Raw genomic sequence first — 22,342 nt, 5'->3', positions numbered from 1 at the left:
AGTTAAGGTCCCTAAAGGGCCTTAACGGTTCCCGAAATGGGATCTATGTTCATCACAGCTAGGAGGTTGTCCTCATTTGGCGTGACTAGCCGTATAAATTCTAATATTGTACATACTTATATGTCATCGGAGACTGGACGGGAGGGAACGGGACATGAGTGTGGAGCAGCAGGCAAGTATTAATGTAGAGCGATTAAATCGGCATATTGAGGAGCTTGCACAGATTGGACGAATTGGGGAAACTGGCGTGTGCAGGCTGGCTTTATCGAAAGAAGACCGGGCAGGTGTGGAGCGGGTTAAAAGCTGGATGGAAGAAGCGGGGATGAAGGCAAAAATTGATCCTTTTGGCAATTTAATTGGTGTGCTGAAAGGCCGGAATTCGGCCCTGCCCGTGTTAATGATTGGCTCTCATGTCGACTCGCAGCCATACGGCGGCCGTTATGACGGAGCCATTGGTGTTCTTGGTGCTATTGAAACGGTGCAAACGATGGTAGAGAGAGGTTTTACGCCGGAGATGGATATTGAAGTAGTAGCTTTCTGCGATGAGGAAGGCTGCCGCTTCAACAAAGGATTATTTGGCGTTCGTGGTATGACCGGAAAGCTCGAGGAAGGGGAGCTTGATCGGACGGATAAGAATGGCGTAACTCGCCGGGAAGCCTTGCTTGAATTTGGCTGCGACCCGGCAGAGTTTGAAGGATATACATTCCAGGAAGGGCGAGTTGACGCTTTTTTAGAGCTTCATATTGAGCAGGGACCTGTGCTGGAATCGCTTGAGTCACCAATTGGCATCGTGACTGGTATTTCAGGACCACTCTGGTGGACGGTTGAGCTTAACGGATTTGCCGGACATGCGGGCTCGGTACCGATGCCGATGAGAAGGGATGCACTTGTTGGCGCAGCCAAGGTTATCGTGGCATTAAATGATCTGGTCAGGCTGGAAGACGGCGCGTCAACGGTTGGAACTGTCGGCTCGTTATCTGTTTTTCCTGACTCTCGCAACATCATTCCAGAGAAGGTAACGTTTACCGTCGACCTTCGGGATATCGTCCTCTCCCGCCGGAACGAGAGGGAGCAACAATTACTAGAGACGATTCAGGATATTTGCGATGAGCATAGCCTGCAGTATTTGATTCGTGAGGATACAAACAGTGAGCCGCGATATTGCGCGGAATGGCTGAAGGAAATTTTGCGGAAAGAGGCGACCGGCATGGGAATGTCGCTGCCCGAGCTGATGAGTGGTCCTTTCCATGATTCGCTTACCATGTCGTATGTCTGCGATTACAGTATGATTTTTGTCCGTTGCAAGGAAGGGGTCAGCCATAACCCCAAAGAGTATTCGTCGCCGGAGGATATTGCAATTGGAACGGAGCTGTTATATAGGGCAGCACTTCATATAGCAAGCGGAAAGCGGAGGGGAATCGATGAGTAAAGTTACGATCGGGTTAATTCAGGCATCAAACGATATTCATGGCGATGAGCCGGTGGAGGTGCATAAGAAGGCGGCGATCGAGAAACATATCCGGCTTATCCGCGAGGCAGCGGGCAAGGGGGCACAGATTATCTCGCTGCAGGAGATTTTCTACGGACCGTATTTCTGCGCAGAACAGACGACCAAATGGTATGACGCTTCGGAGGAGGTTCCGAATGGGCCTACAACAAAGCTGTTCCAGGAGCTTGCCCGTGAGCTTGGTGTCGTCATTATTCTTCCGCTCTATGAGCGGGAAGGGATCGCAAGCTACTATAATACGGCGGCGGTTATTGATGCAGACGGTTCGTATCTCGGCAAATACCGCAAGCATCATATCCCTCATGTGGCGGCGGGCGACGGCGGATGCGGCTTCTGGGAAAAGTATTATTTTAAACCGGGCAATCTGGGTTATCCAGTGTTTGATACGGCCTTCGCGAAGGTTGGCGTCTACATCTGCTATGACCGGCATTTCCCGGAAGGGGCTCGTGCGCTTGGGCTGAACGGGGCGGAGATTGTCTTTAATCCGTCGGCCACGGTTGCGGGAACCTCGGAATATTTGTGGAAGCTGGAGCAGCCGGCTCACGCCGTGGCGAACGGGTATTATGTAGCGGCAATCAATCGGGTTGGATATGAGGCGCCATGGAATATGGGAGAGTTTTACGGGCAGTCGTATCTGGTTGATCCGCGAGGTGCTATTGCAGCCATGGGCAGCAGAGATCAAGATGAAGTCGTTATTGGCGTGATGGACAAAGAGTTGATCCGCGAGGTGCGGAATATTTGGCAGTTTTATCGAGATCGCAGGCCGGAAACGTACGACAGCATCATAAACCTATAATAAGCGCTATTGGAAAGGGGGATGAACGGATGGCGGCAACGTTTATATCTGCAGAATCATTAAGGCGTAATTTTGCCGAAGTGAAGGCTGGGATGAGACCAAAGGAAGCGATTGAGGAATCGAACCGCTGCTTGTATTGCTATGATGCTCCGTGTATTAAAGCTTGTCCAACAGGTATCAATATTCCCTCCTTTATTAAAAAGATCGCCTCCGGCAACATGAAAGGCTCCGCTCGCACCATTATGGAGGCGAATCCGGTTGGTGCAAGCTGCTCGCGTGTGTGTCCAACGGAGGAGCTGTGCGAAGGAGCTTGTGTACTCAATCATTCATCCAAGCCAATTATGATTGGCGATCTGCAGCGGTATGCGACAGACTGGGCAATCAAGAACGAACAGGTGCTGTTCACGGCAGGCCGCAGCAACGGGAAAAAGGTTGCCATTATTGGCGGTGGTCCAGCAGGCCTGTCAGCAGCTAGGGAGCTCGCGCGGTTTGGGTTTGCCGTTACGGTATTCGAGGCGAAGGAGCAGGCGGGAGGGCTGGACACGTATGGTATCGTCTCCTTCCGGCTGCCGCAGGAAATTTCACTATGGGAAGTTGAGCAGGTACAGCAGCTTGGCGTAGAGATCCGAACGGGGACTAAGGTTGGCGTTGATATCAGCGTCGAGGACATTTGGCAGCAATATGATGCGGTAGTGCTGGCCATTGGCATGTCGAAGGTGCCGAAGCTTGGTATTGAAGGTGAAGGGCTCTCCGGAGTGTATGACGCGATTGATTTTGTAGAGTCAACCAAGACGTCCATTCGGACAGACATTGCCGGGAAAAAGGTTGCTGTTATCGGCGCAGGCAATACCGCGATTGATGCGGCGACTTGCTCCGTTCGGCTTGGCGCAGAGGAAGTAACGATCGTCTATCGTCGTACCTCTGCAGAAATGACTGCTTATGATTTCGAGTATGACTTTGCAAAGCAGGACGGTGTCGTATTCAAATGGCTGACGGCTCCCAAGCGGATTATTGGAGATGCTGCAGGCAACGTGACGGCGATGGAATGTATCTTGGTGCGGCTTGAAGAGAGCGAAGGACGGATTCGGCCAGTACCGGTTGCTGGCTCAGAATTTTTTATGGATATTGATGCGGTCGTTCTTGCTATTGGCCAAACCCGGCATATCAATCTGGTTGAGCAGTTTGGCTTGACGCACAAGCGCGGGATTGTGGCGATTGATCCGGTTACGTTCCAAACCTCGGATCCTAGAGTATTCGCGGCAGGTGATGTGATCTTCGGCGACGGGCAAGGAGAGGCGATGGTCGTATCGGCGGCGCAGCAGGGGAAAAAAGCCGCGTATGCGATCTATCAGCAGCTTGTGAAGCAGCAGGAGGAGACGGCTTAATTAATAATAAAACACATGCTTACGAAGTAAGAATCACCACAAATGGCTAACGTCAGCCATTTAGGTGCTAATTCTTTTTAGGGGGAAAGAGGATGGCTGATTTACGCATTAATCTGGCGGGTATCTCGTCGCCGAATCCATTCTGGCTTGCATCAGCGCCGCCGACGAATACAGGCTACCAGGTGCAGCGAGCTTTCGAAGCGGGCTGGGGCGGAGCGGTGTGGAAAACGCTGGGGGATCCCATTATCAATACCTCGTCGAGGTTCGCGGCCGTTCATTTCAACGGGCAGCGTGTGGCGGGCTTTAACAATATCGAGCTTATAACGGACCGGCCGCTGGAAGTGAACTTGAAAGAAATCTACGAGACGAAAAAACGTTTTCCGAATCATGCGGTTGTCGTGTCCTTGATGGTTGAGCCAAAACGCGAGAAGTGGCATGAGATTGTGAAAAAAGTAGAGGCCGTTGGTGTCGACGGGCTTGAGCTGAACTTCGGCTGTCCGCATGGTATGGCGGAACGCGGCATGGGCTCGGCTTCCGGTCAGCAGCCGGATCTTGTCGAAGCACAGACAATGTGGGCGAAGGAAGCAGCGAAGACGCCGGTTATTGTAAAGCTGACGCCGAACATCACGGATATTACAGCAACAGCAAAGGCCGCCGTCCGAGGCGGTGCAGATGCGATCTCGCTTATTAACACGATCAATTCGCTGGCTGGTGTCGACATCGATACCTGGAACACGATCCCGCATGTTGGTGGAAAAGGTGCACATGGCGGCTATTGTGGTCCTGCGGTGAAGCCGATCGCGCTCAACATGGTAGCCGAATGCGCGCGTAACTCGCAGGTGAATGTACCGATCTCCGGAATTGGAGGCGTCTCCAATTGGCGGGATGCCGTGGAGTTTATGCTGATGGGTGCGACAGGCGTGCAGGTATGTACGGCAGCGATGCATCACGGCTTCAGTATTGTTGAGGATATGATCGATGGGCTGAACAATTATTTGGATGATAAGGGCTTGTTGTCCGTAACCGAGCTGATTGGCAAGTCTGTAACCCGTTATTCGGATTGGGGAGACCTTGATCTGAACTATCAGGTGGTCGCCCGGATTCATGAGGAGAACTGTATCGTCTGCAACAAATGCCATATTGCCTGCGAAGATACGTCGCATCAATGTATTGAACGTCTCACGGACGACGATGGCCGGGCTTACCTGAAGGTAAGAGAGGAAGACTGCGTTGGCTGCAACCTGTGCTCCATTGTATGTCCGGTAGAAGGGGCGATCTCGATGGTAGAGATTCCATCCGGCGAGCTGCCGATGTCCTGGAATCAGCGTCAGAAGGCGATTGCATCGGTTGATGGTACAGATCAAGCGCCGGGCGGCGCCAAGGAGGCGGTATAAGCGATGGCTGCAAAAATTATACGTAACGGCACAATAGTTACAGCGGCGGACACCTATCAGGCGGATGTGTTGATCGATAACGGCATCATTCAGCAGATTGGCATCGGACTAACAGCTGACGGAGCAGAGATTGTTGATGCAGCAGGGAAATATGTTTTTCCAGGCGGCGTAGATCCGCATACCCATCTGGATATGCCGTTCGGCGGCACGGTGACAGCGGACGATTTCGAGACGGGGACTCGAGCTGCGGCGTTTGGCGGGACAACAACCGTCATTGATTTTTGCTTAACGGACAAGGGGAAGCCGCTGAGCGAATCGCTTCAGAAGTGGCATGCCAAGGCGGACGGCAAAGCAGTTATCGACTACGGCTTTCATCTGATGATCAGTGAGATTAATGATGCGGTGCTGGCGGAGCTTCCCTCTATCGTGAAGGATGAGGGAATTACTTCGTTTAAGGTGTTTATGGCCTATAAAAATGTGTTCCAAGCGGATGACGGTACGTTGTACCGGACGATGCTGTCAGCCAAGGAGCTAGGCGCGATGGTCATGGTACATGCCGAGAATGGTGATGTCATTGAGTTCCTGGTGGAGAAGGCTTTAGCAGAGGGGAACACCGATCCGATCTACCATGCGTTGACCAGACCTTCAGCCATTGAGGGCGAAGCAACGGCACGTGCTGCCGCTCTTGCAGAATTGACTGGAGCGCGGCTGTATGTCGTACACGTCACCTGCGCAGAAGCGGTGAAGGCGATCAGCGAGGCGAGAACCCGAGGCGTGGATGTATGGGGCGAGACCTGCCCGCAATATTTGATGCTGGATCAGTCGTACTTGGCACTGCCGGATTTCGAAGGGGCCAAGTATGTATGGTCGCCTCCGCTGCGCGAGAAGAAGCATCAGGAGGTGCTCTGGAATGCACTCATTACCGGCCAGCTGCAGACGCTTGGCTCCGACCAATGCTCCTTCAACTTCAAGGGGCAAAAGGATCTTGGTCTCGGCGATTTCAGTAAAATTCCAAATGGCGGACCTGTCATAGAGGATCGATTCTCGATTCTTTATTCGGAAGGCGTAGCCAAGGGGCGCCTTACCCTTAATCAGTTCGTGGATATTGTCGCGACGCGTAATGCGAAGCTGTTTGGATTATTCCCGCGTAAAGGAACAATTGCGGTTGGCAGTGACGCGGATCTTGTTATTTTTGACCCAAATGTGGAAAGAACGATCTCCGCGGAGACGCATCATATGAACGTAGATTACAACCCGTTTGAAGGTATTCAAATTAGTGGAGTTCCGCAAAACGTGCTGTCACGCGGCGAATTTGTCATTAAGGATCAGACTTATGTTGGGAATGCGGGGACAGGGCAATTTCTGAAGCGCTTGACGTATAAGCAGACCAATTCAATCGGTACTGGTACGAAAGAAACGGTAGAGCAGCTGTAGAAACCATCCCATGGAGGTGCACGCTTATGTCCGCTTACCAAGAGTTTATGGAAGAGAAAGAACGGCTGGATGCTTATATCAGCAGGCAGTTCAGGATTCATAGCGTGGTTGAGAACTTAAGCGGAGCTACCATTGAGCTTGTACATCCCGGCGGGGAGAGTGCTGTCTTGCAGCTGCTCTCCGCAGATGCTCGGAAATATATGTCCAATCTTGTGGTCAAGCAGCTCACTTTAGCAGGCTGGAATGACGCTGGATAACGGAGCTACTGAATGGCTCCATGGGTATATTCGTATGCACTCAGCGCAAGCTCAATAGCCAGCCTTTTGTCTGCGACAAGGAAGTCTTCGCCAAGCAGCGCAGCTATTTTCTCCAACCGGTGGTAAAGGGTCTGCCTGACAATAAACAGCTCCCGGGCAGCATCTTGTTTGGAGCCGGATAGGGCTAGAAATACTTTGAGCGTCTTGAGGAGCTGACCGTTTTTCTCCTGATCGTATCGTGTTAATGGTCCTATGTATTCCTCAATAAGAGCAGGCAGCATGCCGGTCTTCTTAAGGCTTGAGATGACCCGGTACGTATGCAAATCGTTGAAAAAAGGAGAGCTTAAGGGGCCAATATCCGTCTGAATGGCGACTGTTTCTTGTGCAGATTCATAGCCCTCCTGTGCGCGGGAAAGGTCGGTCAAATATTTGCCGATGCCAAGTGTGCCGGAGAAAAGGGCGGTATCCGGATTATGCTCCGTTCTTCGCAAGCGTTCGACAGCCCGGAGCAGCCGCTCTTTCCACTTGAACTGCTTCATCTGGTCAATCAGAACAAAGACGATATGGTCATGCAGGGCGGCGGGAAGCAGGAGATAGCCTTCGCCTTCGAAGATGGCGCGGGCGACCATATTTTTCTGCATAAGAAGCTCTTCGCCTTCTTTCCATTCCGCCAGCTTGACGTTTAATCGGAACACGCAGACGGTTAGGCCATACAGCTTGGCAGCCGGCTTAATAGAGCTGATATACTCCCGCACCTCTTTGTCCGCATGTTTGCCGCTCAGCCAATCTGTCACCCACATTTCGTCCTTGTAGCGCCGTCTCTCCTCCATATACTTGGTGCGCATCATCTCTTGGGCGATGGCAGTAGCACAGCGGTCGAGAGCTAGAATCTGAAATTCACTCAGTTCCTGATCAGACTGCAGCAGCAGATCGGCGAACAGGTGATCAAGAGCAAGAATGGGACGATGGGCGAGACCACGTTTTAGAACAGGTGTAGCGAACATTTCGCCGTAAATCCACTGCTCGTAGAAAGCATCTGCTTTGGCACGTGGCATATGAGGCATAAACTCAGCTTCAGCGTTAAGAGGGAAGAAGGCGACTTGGGCGCCGGTCGTGTGGTGGAGAAGCTTGAGCAGCGGCATAATGCCTTTTCCTGAGAGAAGGAGCTGGTTCAGCTTGGTTGAGAGTGCCTCTAGTTCATAAACCATACGGTGATGCTGATGAATGAAGTAGGCGTGCAGGTCTTGGGTAATATCGATATAACGAACCTCCTCGTGGAAAAAAAGGAGAGGAAAGTTCTCGCGTTTAGCCAGCTCGATCATGGTGTCGGATGGCTTTTTGGTGTAGGTGCCAAGCTCGATGCAGAGGCCGGATGCACCGGAGTCGATGAGCTGCTGCAGGAAGGATAGACTAAGCTCTTCGTCATCATGCCAGCCTATGCCGGTGGATAAAATCAGCTCATTACCGCTTAGAAGCTTGCCAACCTGGGTAACTTCCATAATGTGGACCCAGCGAACGGTGCGATTCAGCGCTTCTTCGCTGGCGATTGTTTCAGCCTTCTGAAACAGAGGGCGCTGCAAGATGTCTCTAACGGTTAGCTGCATCAACGTTTCAACCATGGACATTCACCGCCCTAGCTTGGAGTAGTGGGGGAATCTAGTTTTCCTTCATTATACAAGAGGATAGATTTCATAGGCAATGTTCGTGCGGCGTAGAGAGGGATAGGAGAAAGGGAGGGAGCGTATATGGAGATAGGCGTTCCAAAAGAGAGAAAAGGATCGGAGCATCGAGTAGCCTTAACACCCGGTGGTGTACAAGAGCTTGTCAGGCATGGGCATAGCGTTTTTGTGGAGACCGGGGCTGGGGCTGCTTCCGGATTACTGGATGAAGAGTACCGGGCAGCAGGTGCGGTTCTTGTTCCAGATGCGGAAGGGGCTTGGTCAAGGGATCTCGTTGTAAAAGTGAAGGAGCCACTCAAGGAAGAGTACATGTATTTCCGTGAAGGGCTGGTGCTCTTCACTTATCTGCATCTTGCTGCGGAGCGGGAGCTGACAGAAGCACTGGCACGGCAAAAGGTAACGGCCATAGCCTACGAAACGGTACAATTGGCAAATGGTCAGCTCCCGCTGCTTACCCCGATGAGCGATATTGCCGGCCGGATGGCGGCGCAAGTTGGCGCACAGTTTCTGGAGAAAGCACATGGAGGACGGGGAATTCTGCTTGGTGGTGTTCCTGGTGTGAAAAAAGGACGCGTGTCCATTATTGGAGGCGGCGTAGTTGGGACGGGGGCAGCCCAGATTGCGCTTGGACTTGGCGCCGAAGTGTCTATTATTGATCGTGATGCTGACAGGCTGCGGGCGCTTGAAGATCGGTTCGGCGGACGGGTGCAGACTCTAGCATCGAATTCGAGGCAGATCGCGGAAGCTGTAAGAGAGTCGGATTTGGTCATTGGAGCCGTGCTTATTCCAGGCGCTAGAGCACCAAAGCTCGTGACGGAAGAGATGGTCCGCTCGATGCCAGCGGGTTCGGTTATTGTAGATGTCGCAATTGATCAGGGCGGCAGCGTGGAGACGATTGATCGAATCACGACGCATGCTGAGCCGGTATTCGAGAAGTTTGGTGTCCTGCATTATGCTGTAGCCAACATGCCAGGTGCTGTGCCGTATACAGCCACAGCGGCATTAACCAACGCGACGCTGCCTTATGCACTTGCGCTCGCCGACCGCGGCGTCCGCGAGACGCTCGCTGCCAGCGAGTCGATCCGCCGTGGCGTTAACGCCATGGACGGCTTCATCACCCATGAAGCCGTCGCCGCCGCGCATCAGATGGATTACACTAACGTGCGCGAACTGTTGAACTCTTCGATTGCCTAAGGTAAGCCCCGCAAGGCTGGTTGCCGAGTAATTTAGCAACTGTGAAGGACTGAGCTCCCTGCGAAGGGGGCTCTTTTTCATCTCCTTTCACTAATCTCAACAATCTCTTAATCTATGATTTACGTTCTATAAACAATAGAACTCTATAATCACTAGGTATGACTTGTCATTCGCTAGATAGAGAGAACGAAACCAGAGAATAGGGAGAAGGGAGACATAAGTGAAAATTCGCGTACAAGCAGGGGCAATGCTGGCTGCCTTTTGGGTGTTTTTCACCATACTTGGTGGGACGGCTGAAGCACATTTTAGTTCAACGGGGTTCTCGGATATTACCGTTAAAGACAAAAGTCTGGAATATAACCTGTTCCTGTTGGAGAAGGAGCTTATCGAAGCGCTACCTGCGATTGATCAGGACGGGGACGGTAAAATTTCGGAAAGCGAGTTTGCAGGCAGTCATGAGATTCTGACCGCGCTGGTTCATGACCGACTGATCGTCACGGGCAACAGTAAGGTTGGCGCCGGAACAGTACTCGCAGCGAAGAAGACGGAAAAAGCAAAAATGCCGATGATCGAGATCGACATCAACTATGATTTCGGAGAACCAGTCGACCGGTATATGGTTCAATATAATTTTTATGACGGCACCAACCCGGATCATCGCAGTTATGCAACGATCCGAATGGGACAGCAGTCCATCGTGCAAGTCATTAACAGCTCCAACAACATCCTTCAGATGGAGGGCTATCATGGTGCGGACGCCGGTACAACGGATACAGCAGCAGCTGGCGATTCGGAACAGAAGCCTATTACAACTTCATCCTCTTGGACAAGCGTACTGAAAGAGTACATCACAATGGGCATGGAGCATATCTGGTCAGGTGCTGACCATCTGCTGTTCTTATGTGGTCTTATCCTTGCAGCAGGTGCAAGCGGCTGGACGATGCTGAAGCTGATCTCAGCTTTTACGATCGGACACAGCATTACACTCGTATTATCTGCGCTGGACCTGGCGTCGTTATCACCTCTTATTGTAGAGCCTCTTATTGCATTAAGTATCGTATTCGTAGCCTTTGAGAATATTTTCCGCAAAAAAGATGGCGCGAGTACCGAGAAAAAACGACTAGCTGTCACTGTTCTGTTCGGCATGGTGCATGGATTCGGTTTTGCCGAAATCCTGCATGGGACGATGTCGGGCAATATTGCTCTGCCGCTCTTCTCTTTCAATCTTGGTGTAGAGATCGGCCAGCTTGCTGTTCTGGCAATCGTCATACCACTTCTCTGGCTGATCCGAAAGGTGATGACCGGCAACCGCCAAGCATGGTGGGCGTACGGTGCTTCCTCCATTGTCGGCCTGATGGGATTATATTGGCTCATCGAGCGCCTTATTTCAAATTTTAAAATGTAATCCGGCTTTATATTCAATCAGAAGGAAGTGTTTCCTATTATGTTAAGCAAGAGATACAAGAAATGGATCTCTAGCGTTCTATTAGCCAGCTTGCTTATGAGCATGCTGTCATCGATTGGTGTCGCTGCTGCGGCAGAGGAGAATACTGTACCGGAGTTGTTCGTCTCGGAAATACATCCTGACGTGGATGGCGATGATGACTATGAGTTTTTCGAGGTATATAACAACTCGAATAAAACCATTCGTTTGAACGATTATACATTTATTTATGATTATCCAACTACAACACCAGACTTGACCTTTACATTTGGCGAGAAATCGCTTGATCCAGAGCAGGTGATGGTGTTTTGGTACAATCCCAAAAACCTGAGCGTAGAACAATTTAACTCAAAATATGGAGTAAGTCTGACCGACAGTCAACTCGTTAACGTCGCTGGATTCTCAGGCTTCCATAACACCAACGACCGAACGGTTGTTATTAAGAACAGCCAAGGCGTGGAAATCTCTAAATCAGGTTATAAGGCTTCAACGGAAATTGCAGAGGGCCTTGGCGACCACTACATGCTGCCAACAGCAGGTGGTGTGCAAACCGATAAATTTGCAGTAAAGTCCGCTCCAACTCCAGGAACATTGGCAGAAGGACAAATCCCGTCTGTTCATTATCAATTCCCGGAAGGTCCGGTTAATCAGGCTCCAGTCATCAACCATACACCGGTAACAGAGGGCGATAGTGAACAAGATCTGGCCATTTCCGCGGAAATCACCGATGCGGATGATACGGCAACGGCGTCTGTTTATTACAAAAATCCGTCGGATGCTGCATTTACCTCAGTACCGATGACCAATACGGAGGGCTCGACCTTCATTGCGGTTATTCCAAAAGCTTCTCTTACCACAACCGAGCTGCAGTATTATATTGAAGCAGCGGATGCCGTAAATCATGTGAAGTCGTCCACCTATACAGTGGCTATTGAACAACATAATTTTGATTTTACAAAAGTGCCTGGTCTTCTCGTTACGGAGATTGTACCGGATTCAACAAACATAAACGTGAGTGGAAAAGACTGGGATGCTTATGAGTTTGTAGAGCTGTATAACAATACGACTCGTCCAGTTTCACTCAGTGATTACAAGCTTCTCTATCGATATACGGATTCAACAAAACCAGACGGAGTATGGGAGCTGCCGAGTACGACGGTTATTCCTCCTCTAAGCAATGTTGTATTCTGGGTAATGAATGGTGCTAATAAAGATCTGAAAGCAGAAGATTTTAACGCCAACTATCAAACGTCCCTTGTAGAAAATACAAACCTGTTCCGCATTGATGGCGGCGATGGCATGGCGAATGGCGGCCAGCGCAAGATCGTCATCGCATCAAAGACGGGCAAGGAAATTGCCGAAGCGTTCTACGAGACCGACGCTCAGACTGTTGTGAACAAGGGGGTTTTCTATCAATATCCGGTAGATGGCACCAATAAGATGAAGCTGTTTAACGCAGGTGTCAATGCAGCAACTCCGGGTACTGTCGAAGCAGCTCTGCTTCCGCAGCAGCCGGCTCCAGCCTTTAATGAACTGCCTGTCATCACGCATACTCCTCCTGCATCAGGCAGCATCGACAATGACCTGACTGTGCAGGCAACCATTGCTGATCCTGACAGCGACATCGTTACAGCATCGTTGTTCTACAAAGTAGGCGATGCAGCGGACTACACTTCCGTTCCAATGACAGCCGGAGAGAACAATGTGTTCTCAGCTAACGTTCCGAAGGAAGCTTTTACCGATTCGCAGCTGCAATACTACATTCAAGCAAATGATGGAACCGATACGATGAAATCGAGTATTTTCACGGTAACGATAGAGCTTGGAAATGTTGACTTTAATAAACTTCCACCGCTGATGGTAACGGAAGTTGTTCCGGATTCCACAAACGTAGGCTCAGCAGATGGTTATGAGTTTGTAGAGATCTACAATAATACAGATAAAACGATTAACTTCAAAGACTACAAAATTCAATACAGATACACGGCCTCGGGACCGGATGCTGATGTCATTTGGCCATCAACTCCGGAGGAAGTACTGATCCCTTCGAAAAAAACGTTAGTGTTCTGGATTATTAACAGCCAGAATAAGCAACAAACCGTTGCTGACTTCAATGCTCTCTACGGTACCAATCTGGTAGAAGGCACCGATATCGTCAAGATCTACAGCGACGGCATGGCAAACGGCGGTGGTCGCGGGATTGTTATTGCCACCAATACAAAGACAGAAATTTCGTCTACATATTACGATACGGACGCTGAAACCGTTGCGAACAAAGGCATTTTCTACAAATATTCACCAACTGGCAGCTCGCAGATGATTAAATATAGCGCCGGCAAGGAAGCAGCAACACCAGGCTCCGTAGCGCCGGTTCAAGTACCTCAGATTACCGTTAAGACTCCACTAGATACAACGAGTCCTACTTATAAGGATCTGACGAATACACCGGAAATCGATAAAGCACAAAATCTCTCGATCAAAGCGGAAGCGCATGACGAGAATAACGTGAAATCGGTAGCTTTGTATTATAAGAGCAATCTTGATGCTCAATATACGAAACGCTACCTGGCAGAAAGCTTTGATGATACGCTATATCACTACACGATCTATTCGCCTGAACTGATCGGACGCGATTACATCGAATACTATTATGTTGTCTCCGACGGCCAGAACGAAGTGACATCGGACAAATACCGTACTCAGATAAAGGGCAATACGGATCATTCTCCGCTGCGTCTTAATCTGAAGGATGGGGATTTCCTGGCAGGTATTAAGGTACTGAAAGCGACTGCTGAAGATGCACCAGCCTCCGAGCTTCATCTGTCGGTTGACCAAACGGAAGCGACAGAAGGAACGTACACGGCTGTTGAACAAGATGCGTATTTCGCTTATGAAGCGAATGGCGTCAACTATTACTTTAAGAACGGTGTTACGATGGGCGACGAAATCTTGTCGATCTTCCTAGATCCCATTAATACCTATACAACTCTGACGGTACCTATTGCGGCGGAACGTCTGAAGGGCGGAAGCAATATTATCTCTATCCGAGCGGGTACAAAGGCCTCGCCGTTTGATGACCGTAAGGAAGAGAATAAAGATGATTTCACTGTCCGTAATGTAAGACTGGTATTTGCAGACGGTACAGAAATCTTCGACGATCGGTATAAAAATCGAGATACCGTTATCCCTATGGGTGACAGTGCCGGTAAAAATCCGGTTGTAGACTTCAACTTCAATATTTCGGATGAGCTGCTTGCGTCCAAGGCTTATGCTCTTGATACGACTAAGCTTTCCGACGGTGAACATACCGTTAAAGTCAGCCATTCGGAGTTTGGCGAGAAAGCGGTCGTTGTCAAAGTAGATAATACGGCACCGGTAATTACATCTTCCCTTGAGGAAGGTAAAGAATACCGCGGTCCATTCACAATTGATGCGACTGTACAAGATGCTTTATCCGGCTTGGACAAGGTACAGGGCTGGTTGGATGAAACGCCAATTAAGCTCCCTTATGCAACATCCTCCAAGGATTTGACTGGCGGAGAGCATGTATTCAAAATCCAGGCAACCGATAAAGTCGGCAATACAGTAGAGAAAGAAGTGAAATTCTCCGTACCGGACGAGAATCCGCTCAAGCCGGAGCTCGTATCTCCTACTGACGTAGGAACTGGAGTAGACCGGAACCCGGTATTGTCTGTAAAAGTAAAAGATCCTACGAATGACAAAATGGATGTTTCCTTCTTCCGTGGTTTCAAGTATGACGGGGCGAATAAGGAAGGTCTTCTGGGCTTCCGCAACGCTGCGGATGTTGAGCCTCCGAAGGAAGTAGCTCCTGCCGGGGAGAAAGCAATGACGGCAGACGACTATAGCAAGATCAGCGCAGTTGACGGTGAATATCTGACTGATGATTCCACCGAGCAATTTCCTTATCAGCGATTCCAGGTACAGCTAGATCCTTCGGTGAAGGCTACGGACCAGATCGAGCTAAGCTGGAAAGGCAACTCGCTTGAAGGCCGTAAAGTAAGCATGTACGTATGGAGTCCTTCCGAGAAGAAATGGATTAGCGTGGACAGCACCGTTGCAGGCACGGAAGATTTTACACTTGGTGCTTGGGTAATGGCGGGAGAATATGCGGACAATCAAACGCTGCAAGTGATGGTGCAGGATGAACTGCCTGCTGCACAAGCGGACCAAGAGGACCAAGAGGGTCAAGAGAACTATGACTTCTCATTTGCTTGGATGTCCGATACGCAATATTATTCGGAAAGCTATCCTAATATCTATGAAAATATCGTAGACTGGATTGCCGCTAACAAAGAGAAAGATAAGATTAAATATGTTATCCATACCGGCGATATCGTCGACGAAGCGGATAAAGAAATTCAATGGCAGCGCGCCGATAAAGACATGAAGGTGCTGGAAGATGCGGACATTCCGTACGGTGTACTTGCCGGTAACCATGATGTTGACCATCAGCTTGGCGCTTACGATTACTATTGGAATTACTTCGGTGCAGACCGTTTCGAGGATCAGCCGACTTACGGCGGTTCCCTCGATAACAACCGTGGTCACTATGATCTTATTTCCTCGAACGGCAATGACTTTATCATGGTCTACATGGGCTGGGGTATCCGCGACTCAGATATCGACTGGATGAATGAAGTGCTGGCGAAATATCCGAACCGCAAGGCAATTCTGAACTTCCATGAATTCCTGCTTGTATCCGGCAACCGGGCTCCGATTGCGGATAAGATTTTTGAAGAAGTTGTGCAAAAAAACAAAAACGTATTTGCGGTCTTATCCGGCCATTATCATGATTCGAAGCTGCTTGTCAGTGAAATTGATGATAACGGTGACGGTGTAAATGACCGTAAAGTCTATCAAATGCTGTCCGACTATCAAGGCGGCCCAGAAGGCGGACAAGGTTATATCAAGCTTCTTCAGTTTGATATTGCCAATGACAAGATGTATGTAAAAACATACTCGCCTTATATGGACGACTATAATTTCTACGATCCAAGCGATACGACAAAACAAGAAGAATTCGCAATTGATATTGACCTTTCACCACAAGTGAAGCGCGTTGCGACCGACTATATGGGCGTAAATGTCTACTCCGATCAGCCGATAGGCAAGGTGGAGAAAGTAGCAAGCGGTGAACAGGCTTCCACTTCGTGGAGTGGTCTTAACGCCAATACCAAGTACCAATGGTATGCAGCAGCAGAAGATGCCTATACAGGTAAAGCTCTGTCGGATATTTGGAGCTTTACGACGGGCACCGCAGTAACTGATCAAACAGCTCCAACATGGACAAACGGAAGTTTGTCTGTATCGGATGTCAGCAAAACATCGCTGAAACTGACCTGGACAGGAGCAGTTGATGATGTTGGTGTAACGCAGTATAAAGTGTTCAAGGATAATGTGGAGCTTGCGACTGTATCCGATACAACTTACGAAGTGACTGGACTTACAGCTGATACTTCCTACACATTCAAAGTGGAAGCAGGAGATGCATCAGGCAAATGGAGTACGGATGGACCATCGTCGACTGGTAAAACCGCTGCTGATCATGCCGATCAAACGGTTCCTACATGGACCAATGGCGACATAATGGTCTTTCCTGTTGCAGGCACGGATAATAGTCGGAAGTTAACCTGGACAGGAGCTTCTGATGATGTTGGTGTAACTCAGTACAAAGTTTACAAGGACGATGTAGAACTTGCCGCAGTAACGGACACGAGTTACGTCGTGGGAGATCTAGAATCTAATAAGTTTTATACTTTCAAAGTAGAAGCAGGAGACGCTAGTGGCAATTGGAGCACTAACGGGCCATCGGTTACTTTCAAAATATTGACGAATGACGAACAGGCTCCAATATGGACGAGTGGCAGCTTGTCCATATCGGATATCAGCAAAACATCGCTGAAGCTGACCTGGTCTGAAGCATCTGATGAAGTACTTGTAAAGACCTACAAAGTTTATAAAGATAATGTAGAACTTGCGACGGTTACAGGCAAGGCTACGACCTATGAAGTTACGGGATTGACACCTGGAACAGCATACACGTTCAAAGTGGAAGCAGGAGACATCTTCGAAAATTGGAGTACGGATGGACCATCGGCGACCGGTAAAACAACAGCCGATTCCAGTACGAACCCGCCAGTTGAAGTTCCTAGCGGCGGCTCCGGCAATGGTGGACAAACACCAGTTAAAACTTCAAATGGAGTCAGCCTTGAAGGTACAACATCCGGTTCAGCATTAACCGTACCGGTCAAGACGCTTAACCAAGCAATCGATATGATTGCGGGACAAAGCGGTCAAACGATTGAGATTACGACAGATTCCACGCAAGCTGTAAGTGCAGAACTGCCAGCACGTGTGCTGCTTGATGCATTGAAGAAAGCTCCGAATCTGACGATTTCGGTTAAAATCGGTGACGCAAGTTATGATCTGCCGATCAGTGCGCTTAACCTGCCATCGACCATAGGAACCGATGCGTCGCTCATTATCACCATTAATCCTGTAGACAGCACTTTGTCGACAACGATGAAGGATAAAGCGACTAAAGCTGGCGTCAAGCTGGTTGGTACTCCAGTTGAGTTCGGTGTATTCCTTCAATCTAACGGCAATAAGCAAGAGATTCATGATTTCGGTACAACGTATGTATCCCGTACAATCGACATCAATCAGTCCGTGGATGCTTCGCAGTCCACAGCTGTGATGTACAACGAGGCGACTGGCGAATTTACATTCGTACCGGCAACCTTCAAGACGGAAAACGGACATACGATTGTGACCATCAAACGTACTGGCAATAGTGTCTATGCAGTAGCTCAATTGAGCAAGACATTCAGCGATCTGAATAACCATTGGGCGAAAACAGACGTTGAGCTGATGGCATCTAAGCTGATTGTCAAAGGCATAAGCAATGATAAGTTTGCTCCTAACGCTGTTGTAACTCGTGCAGAATTTGCTGCTATGGTTGTGCGTGCACTTGGTATCTCCGAAGATCAGGCTGCAGCATCCTTCAAGGATGTAAACAGCAAAGACTGGTTCGCAGGTGCTGTTGGCGCTGCTGTGAAGGCAGGCATTGTAAAAGGTTATGAAGGCAACAGCTTCAAGCCAAACGCTTCAATCACTCGCGAAGAAATGGCAGTTATGATCTCACGTGCCCTTGTCTTTACGGGTAAACAGCCGTCAGCCAACGGTACAGAACTATTGAATGCTTTCAAAGATAAGGCATCTATCGAAGATTGGGCGAAGCAAGCGGTAGCCCAGGCCGTTGATGCAAAAATCATCGAAGGCACAACGGGAGGAAACTTTGCTCCAGACAGCAAAGCTACTCGTGCGGAAGCAGCCGTAATGCTGAAACGATTACTGGAATTTGTAAATTTTATCTAACGTCATTAGGAAATGTCTCTTCGCTTCGGTGAAGAGGCATTTTTGTTTTATTGGGCGAAAAATATGATATACTTTCCTAACCTAACGATTTCGGAAAGAAGGCCATTTTCGTGAATAATTCAATTCAAATTAAGGCATTAAAGTACGGCAATATCTTACATTATGAATGGAATACGGAGCTGCTGGAAGAAGGGGACGGCTATGTGTTTGTCCTTGGCCAGTACGGCAGGAAGCTTCAGCATCATACGAAAAAAGCTGTGTTTACAGTGAACAACTGGTCGATTGAATTTTTCTCGTGCAAGCATTGGTTTACGGTTAGTGCAGCCATTGTTGACGGCCAGATTAACGAGTATTATTGCAACATCAATCAGCCTGCGGTGATGAGCGGGAACGAGGTTTCTTTTGTAGATCTGGATTTGGATCTCGTTCAGCGCGGCGGCGAATGGATGGTTATAGATGAAGATGAATTTATCGAAAATGCGGAAAAGTTCGGGTACCCGGAGCCGCTGATGAAGCAGGTAAGGGATGAACTGGCCGGGCTTCAGGCACGTGTGACAGAACGGCAGTTTCCTTTTGACGGGACAATAGAACGGCTGATGGCGAGAATTCCGAATCAAGAGCTGGAAACAATAAATCCGACCAGATAAGAAGGAATTCGGCGCAGCATGTAGAAGTATACAAGAAATCATTCCACTACTACTATAGACGCAAGGATGAAAAACGAGATGCTCAAAGATAAAATTTTAAATAGACAGGCTGGAATCATTACTTATGGCATGACCCCGCCTAAGTCGAGTCATACCCCTGAGAAGCTGGCAGAAATATCGGAAAAGCAATATGATCGTTTAAAGGATCTGGATATTGACGGATTAATCTTGTATGACGTGCAGGATGAAGCGGACCGGACGGATGAGGAAAGACCATTCCCCTACTTGCAAGCGATGGACCCTACCGTCTATAGCAAGAACTATTTGAACTATTGGAAGGTCCCTAAGATTATTTACCGGGTTGTCGGTAACAACACCGAAGATAACTTTACGAATTGGCTGAAGCAGGATTTGGAAGAGGATCGGTTCTCGGTCTTTGTTGGTACTTCCTCCAGCAATCAACAGACGACGATGAAGCTGCCGGAAGCGTATGAGCTTAGCAGCAAGCTGAACGATCGGTTAATGCTGGGCGGCGTTGTTATTCCAGAGCGGCATATGAAGAAGAACGATGAGCATCTCCGGATCAAGGATAAGGTGGACGGAGGCTGTAAGTTCTTCATTTCGCAGGCAACGTTTAACGTAGAAGCATCGAAGAACATGCTCTCGGATTACTATTATTACTGCAAGGAGCAAGGTATTGATACCGTGCCAATCCTGTTCAACCTGGCGCCATGCGGCTCGCAAAAAACGCTGGAGTTCATGAAATGGCTTGGCATCAGTATTCCGAAATGGCTGGAGAATGACCTGCTGAAGTCGACCGATATTTTGGACAAGTCCGTATCTCTTGCACTGAAAATCTTCGAAGAGCTGTTCGAGTTTGGCATCGAAAAAGGCATTCCGATTGGCTGCAGTATCGAAAGCGTCTCGACACGTAAGGTAGAGATTGAAGCTTCCGTACAGCTTGTCAAAGATATTAAAAGCGTGATCGACCGTAAGCTTGGCATTCATGCTTAAGTTAAAAATGTAAAGCCGCTGTTTACACTAGAGCTGATAGAAGCTTAGTGTGAACTGCGGCTTTTTCTTTTATATAAGCTCATTCCGCTGGAGGATATCCAATGCAGCTGTTGTTACTTTGGCCTAGCGCACCATTACGCTGTATGAAATCCAACATAGGCGAGCGTGCGGCGTGAAGCAACCAGTTACTCCTACTAGGCGCGTCCCTTAAGTTGGATTTCGTCCAACGTAAGTCCGCTCCTCACAGGTGGCAGCGAGCTGCGTTGGATTCTATCCAGTAACTTTCACCAAATTGAGCTGCTCTCGCCTATATGAGCTCATTCTGCTGGAGAATATCCAATGTAGCTGTTGTTACTTTGGCCAAGCGCACCATTACGCTGTATGAAATCCAACATAGGCGAGCGTGCGGCATGAAGCAACCAGTTACGTTGTAAGTTCCAAAGGGCGTCTAACAGGTGGTTGAGGTTAGTAAAGCAAAGGCCGCTGCTCGCACCAAGCATGTTGAAGACAGGTAGGAACAGCGGCTTGATTTAGCTTAGGAATTCATATGCGCCTCACGCTGGCGGAGCTCGATCCGGCGGATTTTGCCGGAGTTTGTTTTCGGCAGATCGCTGATGAATTCGATTTTGCGTGGATATTTGTAGGGAGCCGTTACCGATTTGACATGATCCTGCAGCTCTTTGATCAGCTCGGGGGAGCCTGTCACTCCGTCTTTCAGCACGATAAAGGCTTTGACGACATGACCACGGATCTCATCGGGACTTGCGACAGCGGCACATTCCTTCACAGACGGATGACGAAGCAGCGCTTCTTCCACCTCAAATGGTCCAATCGTATAGCCAGAGCTGATAATAATATCGTCGCCGCGGCCTTCGAACCAAAGATAACCTTCCTCGTCTTTGCTCGCCCGGTCACCAGTGATGAAATAAGAACCAACGATGCTGGCACCTTTTCGCTCGGGATCACGGTAATACGATTTGAACAAAGCCGGCATGTCGGTATGTACGGCGATGCTGCCGACTTCACCCATTGGCTGAGGATGGCCTTCTTCATCAATGATCTCCACGAGACCAGGAACAATCGACTTGCCCATGGCACCAATCTTAATCGGTGAATCCTTCAGATTGCCGATCAATAATGTATTTTCCGTCTGGCCATAGCCGTCTCGGATCGTTAAGGAGAAAGTATCCTCGAACTGCCGGATGACCGCTTGGTTTAAAGGCTCACCTGCCGATACCGCACTTCGAAGTGAGGACAGGTCAAACCGGGCTAAGTTATCCGTCTTCGCCATAATACGGTATTCGGTCGGAGTACAGCAGAGCACATTAATTTGGTTCTCCTTAATAAGCTCGAGATACCGTTCCGCGCTAAAAGATCCATTATAGATGAAGCCTGTAGCTCCGTTACCGAGAACGGATAAGAAAGGAGTCCAGATCCATTTTTGCCAGCCAGGTGCGGCTGTTGCCCAGACCAGATCGGTATCCTGAATGCCAAGCCATGCCGAAGTAATACGCAGATGTGCATAGCCCCAGCCATGGCTGTGAACAACGCCCTTGGGATTACTGGTTGTGCCCGATGTATAAGCTAGAATCGCCATATCATCACGGCTTGTTAGCTCAGTTGCGCGCTCCTCCGGTTGTCCTTCCATTAAGGACCGGAGGGACACCCAGTTATCAGCTTGTCTGCCACTGGCGTCAATTCGGTACTGCAGGGCAGGCAAATCTTCCGTAATGTTGTCCACCTCTGCGGCACCTTCCGCCCATGCAATAACAGCACGTGCTTCCGAATGCTGAAGACGGTACGACAGATCTTTGGCACGAAGCATTTCGGAGGATGGAATAATAACAAGTCCAAGCTTGAGGCATGCGACATAGATGATATACGCCTCGATGGTTCTTGGCACCATAACAAGGACGCGGTCGCCCTTCATAAGCCCTAGTTCGTTCAAACCGCCAGCAAGCTGGTTCACTTGCTTCAGCAGTTCATTATATGTAATTCTAGTCGTGTGGCCTTGATCGTCCAGCAGCTGAAGCGCGATTTTATCGGACTGGTGACGCTCAATCTCAGAACTGATATTGTACTGTTCTGGAGCTACCCATTGATCAAAATTCATCCAATCTACCCCTTTGTCGCTCTCGATTATCTTAGCTAGTTAGCGACAGTATAGCATAGGTTGTGAACATGAAAAAGGAT

General features: G+C 49.2%; 13 protein-coding genes. 11 read left to right on the top strand and 2 right to left on the bottom strand.

The genetic code is table 11. The features are described 5' to 3' along the window. The first annotated feature begins 154 nt into the window (after nucleotides 1-154). The 6 genes from AC0YNT_RS01405 to AC0YNT_RS01380 all read left to right on the top strand — a co-directional run bounded on the left by AC0YNT_RS01405 (nucleotide 155) and on the right by AC0YNT_RS01380 (nucleotide 6,773). The gene (locus tag AC0YNT_RS01405; protein WP_475803008.1) at nucleotides 155-1,429 is read left to right on the top strand and encodes a M20 family metallo-hydrolase; all 1,275 of its coding nucleotides are present in this window, start codon (nucleotides 155-157) and stop codon (nucleotides 1,427-1,429) included. Next, a complete protein-coding gene (locus AC0YNT_RS01400; protein ID WP_475803007.1) occupies nucleotides 1,422-2,303 on the top strand; it encodes a nitrilase-related carbon-nitrogen hydrolase in 882 nt (293 codons plus the stop codon). The genes AC0YNT_RS01405 and AC0YNT_RS01400 overlap by 8 nt, the downstream gene beginning before the upstream one ends. 29 nt (nucleotides 2,304-2,332) lie before the next feature. Continuing rightward, the gene (locus AC0YNT_RS01395; RefSeq protein ID WP_475803006.1) at nucleotides 2,333-3,688 is read left to right on the top strand and encodes an NAD(P)-dependent oxidoreductase; all 1,356 of its coding nucleotides are present in this window, start codon (nucleotides 2,333-2,335) and stop codon (nucleotides 3,686-3,688) included. A gap of 92 nt (nucleotides 3,689-3,780) precedes the next feature. Further along, entirely contained in the window at nucleotides 3,781-5,082 is a 1,302-nt protein-coding gene (gene preA, locus AC0YNT_RS01390) for an NAD-dependent dihydropyrimidine dehydrogenase subunit PreA (RefSeq protein ID WP_475803005.1), read from the top strand. A gap of 3 nt (nucleotides 5,083-5,085) precedes the next feature. Further along, complete coding sequence (hydA, locus tag AC0YNT_RS01385; protein ID WP_475803004.1) at nucleotides 5,086-6,516, top strand: dihydropyrimidinase; 1,431 nt, start codon at nucleotides 5,086-5,088, stop codon at nucleotides 6,514-6,516. A 26-nt stretch (nucleotides 6,517-6,542) separates the two neighbouring features. Continuing rightward, on the top strand, nucleotides 6,543-6,773 hold the full coding sequence (locus AC0YNT_RS01380; protein ID WP_475803003.1) for a hypothetical protein: 231 nt from the start codon (nucleotides 6,543-6,545) through the stop codon (nucleotides 6,771-6,773). Nucleotides 6,774-6,778: 5 nt separating this feature from the next. On the opposite strand, the gene AC0YNT_RS01375 is transcribed toward AC0YNT_RS01380, so the two are convergent. Further along, on the bottom strand, nucleotides 6,779-8,392 hold the full coding sequence (locus AC0YNT_RS01375) for a PucR family transcriptional regulator (protein WP_475803002.1): 1,614 nt from the start codon (nucleotides 8,390-8,392) through the stop codon (nucleotides 6,779-6,781). Nucleotides 8,393-8,518: 126 nt separating this feature from the next. On the opposite strand from AC0YNT_RS01375, the gene ald reads away from it, so the two are divergent. The 5 genes from ald to AC0YNT_RS01350 all read left to right on the top strand — a co-directional run bounded on the left by ald (nucleotide 8,519) and on the right by AC0YNT_RS01350 (nucleotide 20,149). Then, on the top strand, nucleotides 8,519-9,646 hold the full coding sequence (ald, locus tag AC0YNT_RS01370) for an alanine dehydrogenase (RefSeq protein WP_475803001.1): 1,128 nt from the start codon (nucleotides 8,519-8,521) through the stop codon (nucleotides 9,644-9,646). A gap of 220 nt (nucleotides 9,647-9,866) precedes the next feature. Then, a complete protein-coding gene (locus AC0YNT_RS01365) occupies nucleotides 9,867-11,051 on the top strand; it encodes a HupE/UreJ family protein (protein WP_475803000.1) in 1,185 nt (394 codons plus the stop codon). A gap of 39 nt (nucleotides 11,052-11,090) precedes the next feature. Then, complete coding sequence (locus AC0YNT_RS01360) at nucleotides 11,091-18,488, top strand: S-layer homology domain-containing protein (protein ID WP_475802999.1); 7,398 nt, start codon at nucleotides 11,091-11,093, stop codon at nucleotides 18,486-18,488. 110 nt (nucleotides 18,489-18,598) lie between these two features. After that, nucleotides 18,599-19,135: a DUF402 domain-containing protein gene (locus AC0YNT_RS01355; RefSeq protein ID WP_475802998.1), complete on the top strand. Its 537-nt coding sequence runs from the start codon at nucleotides 18,599-18,601 to the stop codon at nucleotides 19,133-19,135. Between the two features lie 78 nt (nucleotides 19,136-19,213). Then, nucleotides 19,214-20,149, top strand: a complete 936-nt coding sequence (locus tag AC0YNT_RS01350) for a methylenetetrahydrofolate reductase (RefSeq protein WP_167280327.1) — start codon at nucleotides 19,214-19,216, stop codon at nucleotides 20,147-20,149. A 535-nt stretch (nucleotides 20,150-20,684) separates the two neighbouring features. On the opposite strand, the gene AC0YNT_RS01345 is transcribed toward AC0YNT_RS01350, so the two are convergent. Continuing rightward, nucleotides 20,685-22,262, bottom strand: a complete 1,578-nt coding sequence (locus AC0YNT_RS01345) for an acetate--CoA ligase (RefSeq protein WP_475802997.1) — start codon at nucleotides 22,260-22,262, stop codon at nucleotides 20,685-20,687. Between the last annotated feature and the right edge of the window lie 80 nt (nucleotides 22,263-22,342).

It is taken from the genome of Paenibacillus sp. J22R56, assembly GCF_056269375.1.
The sequence above is the reverse complement of the archived record's forward strand: the minus strand, read 5'-3'. Positions and strand labels throughout refer to the sequence as shown.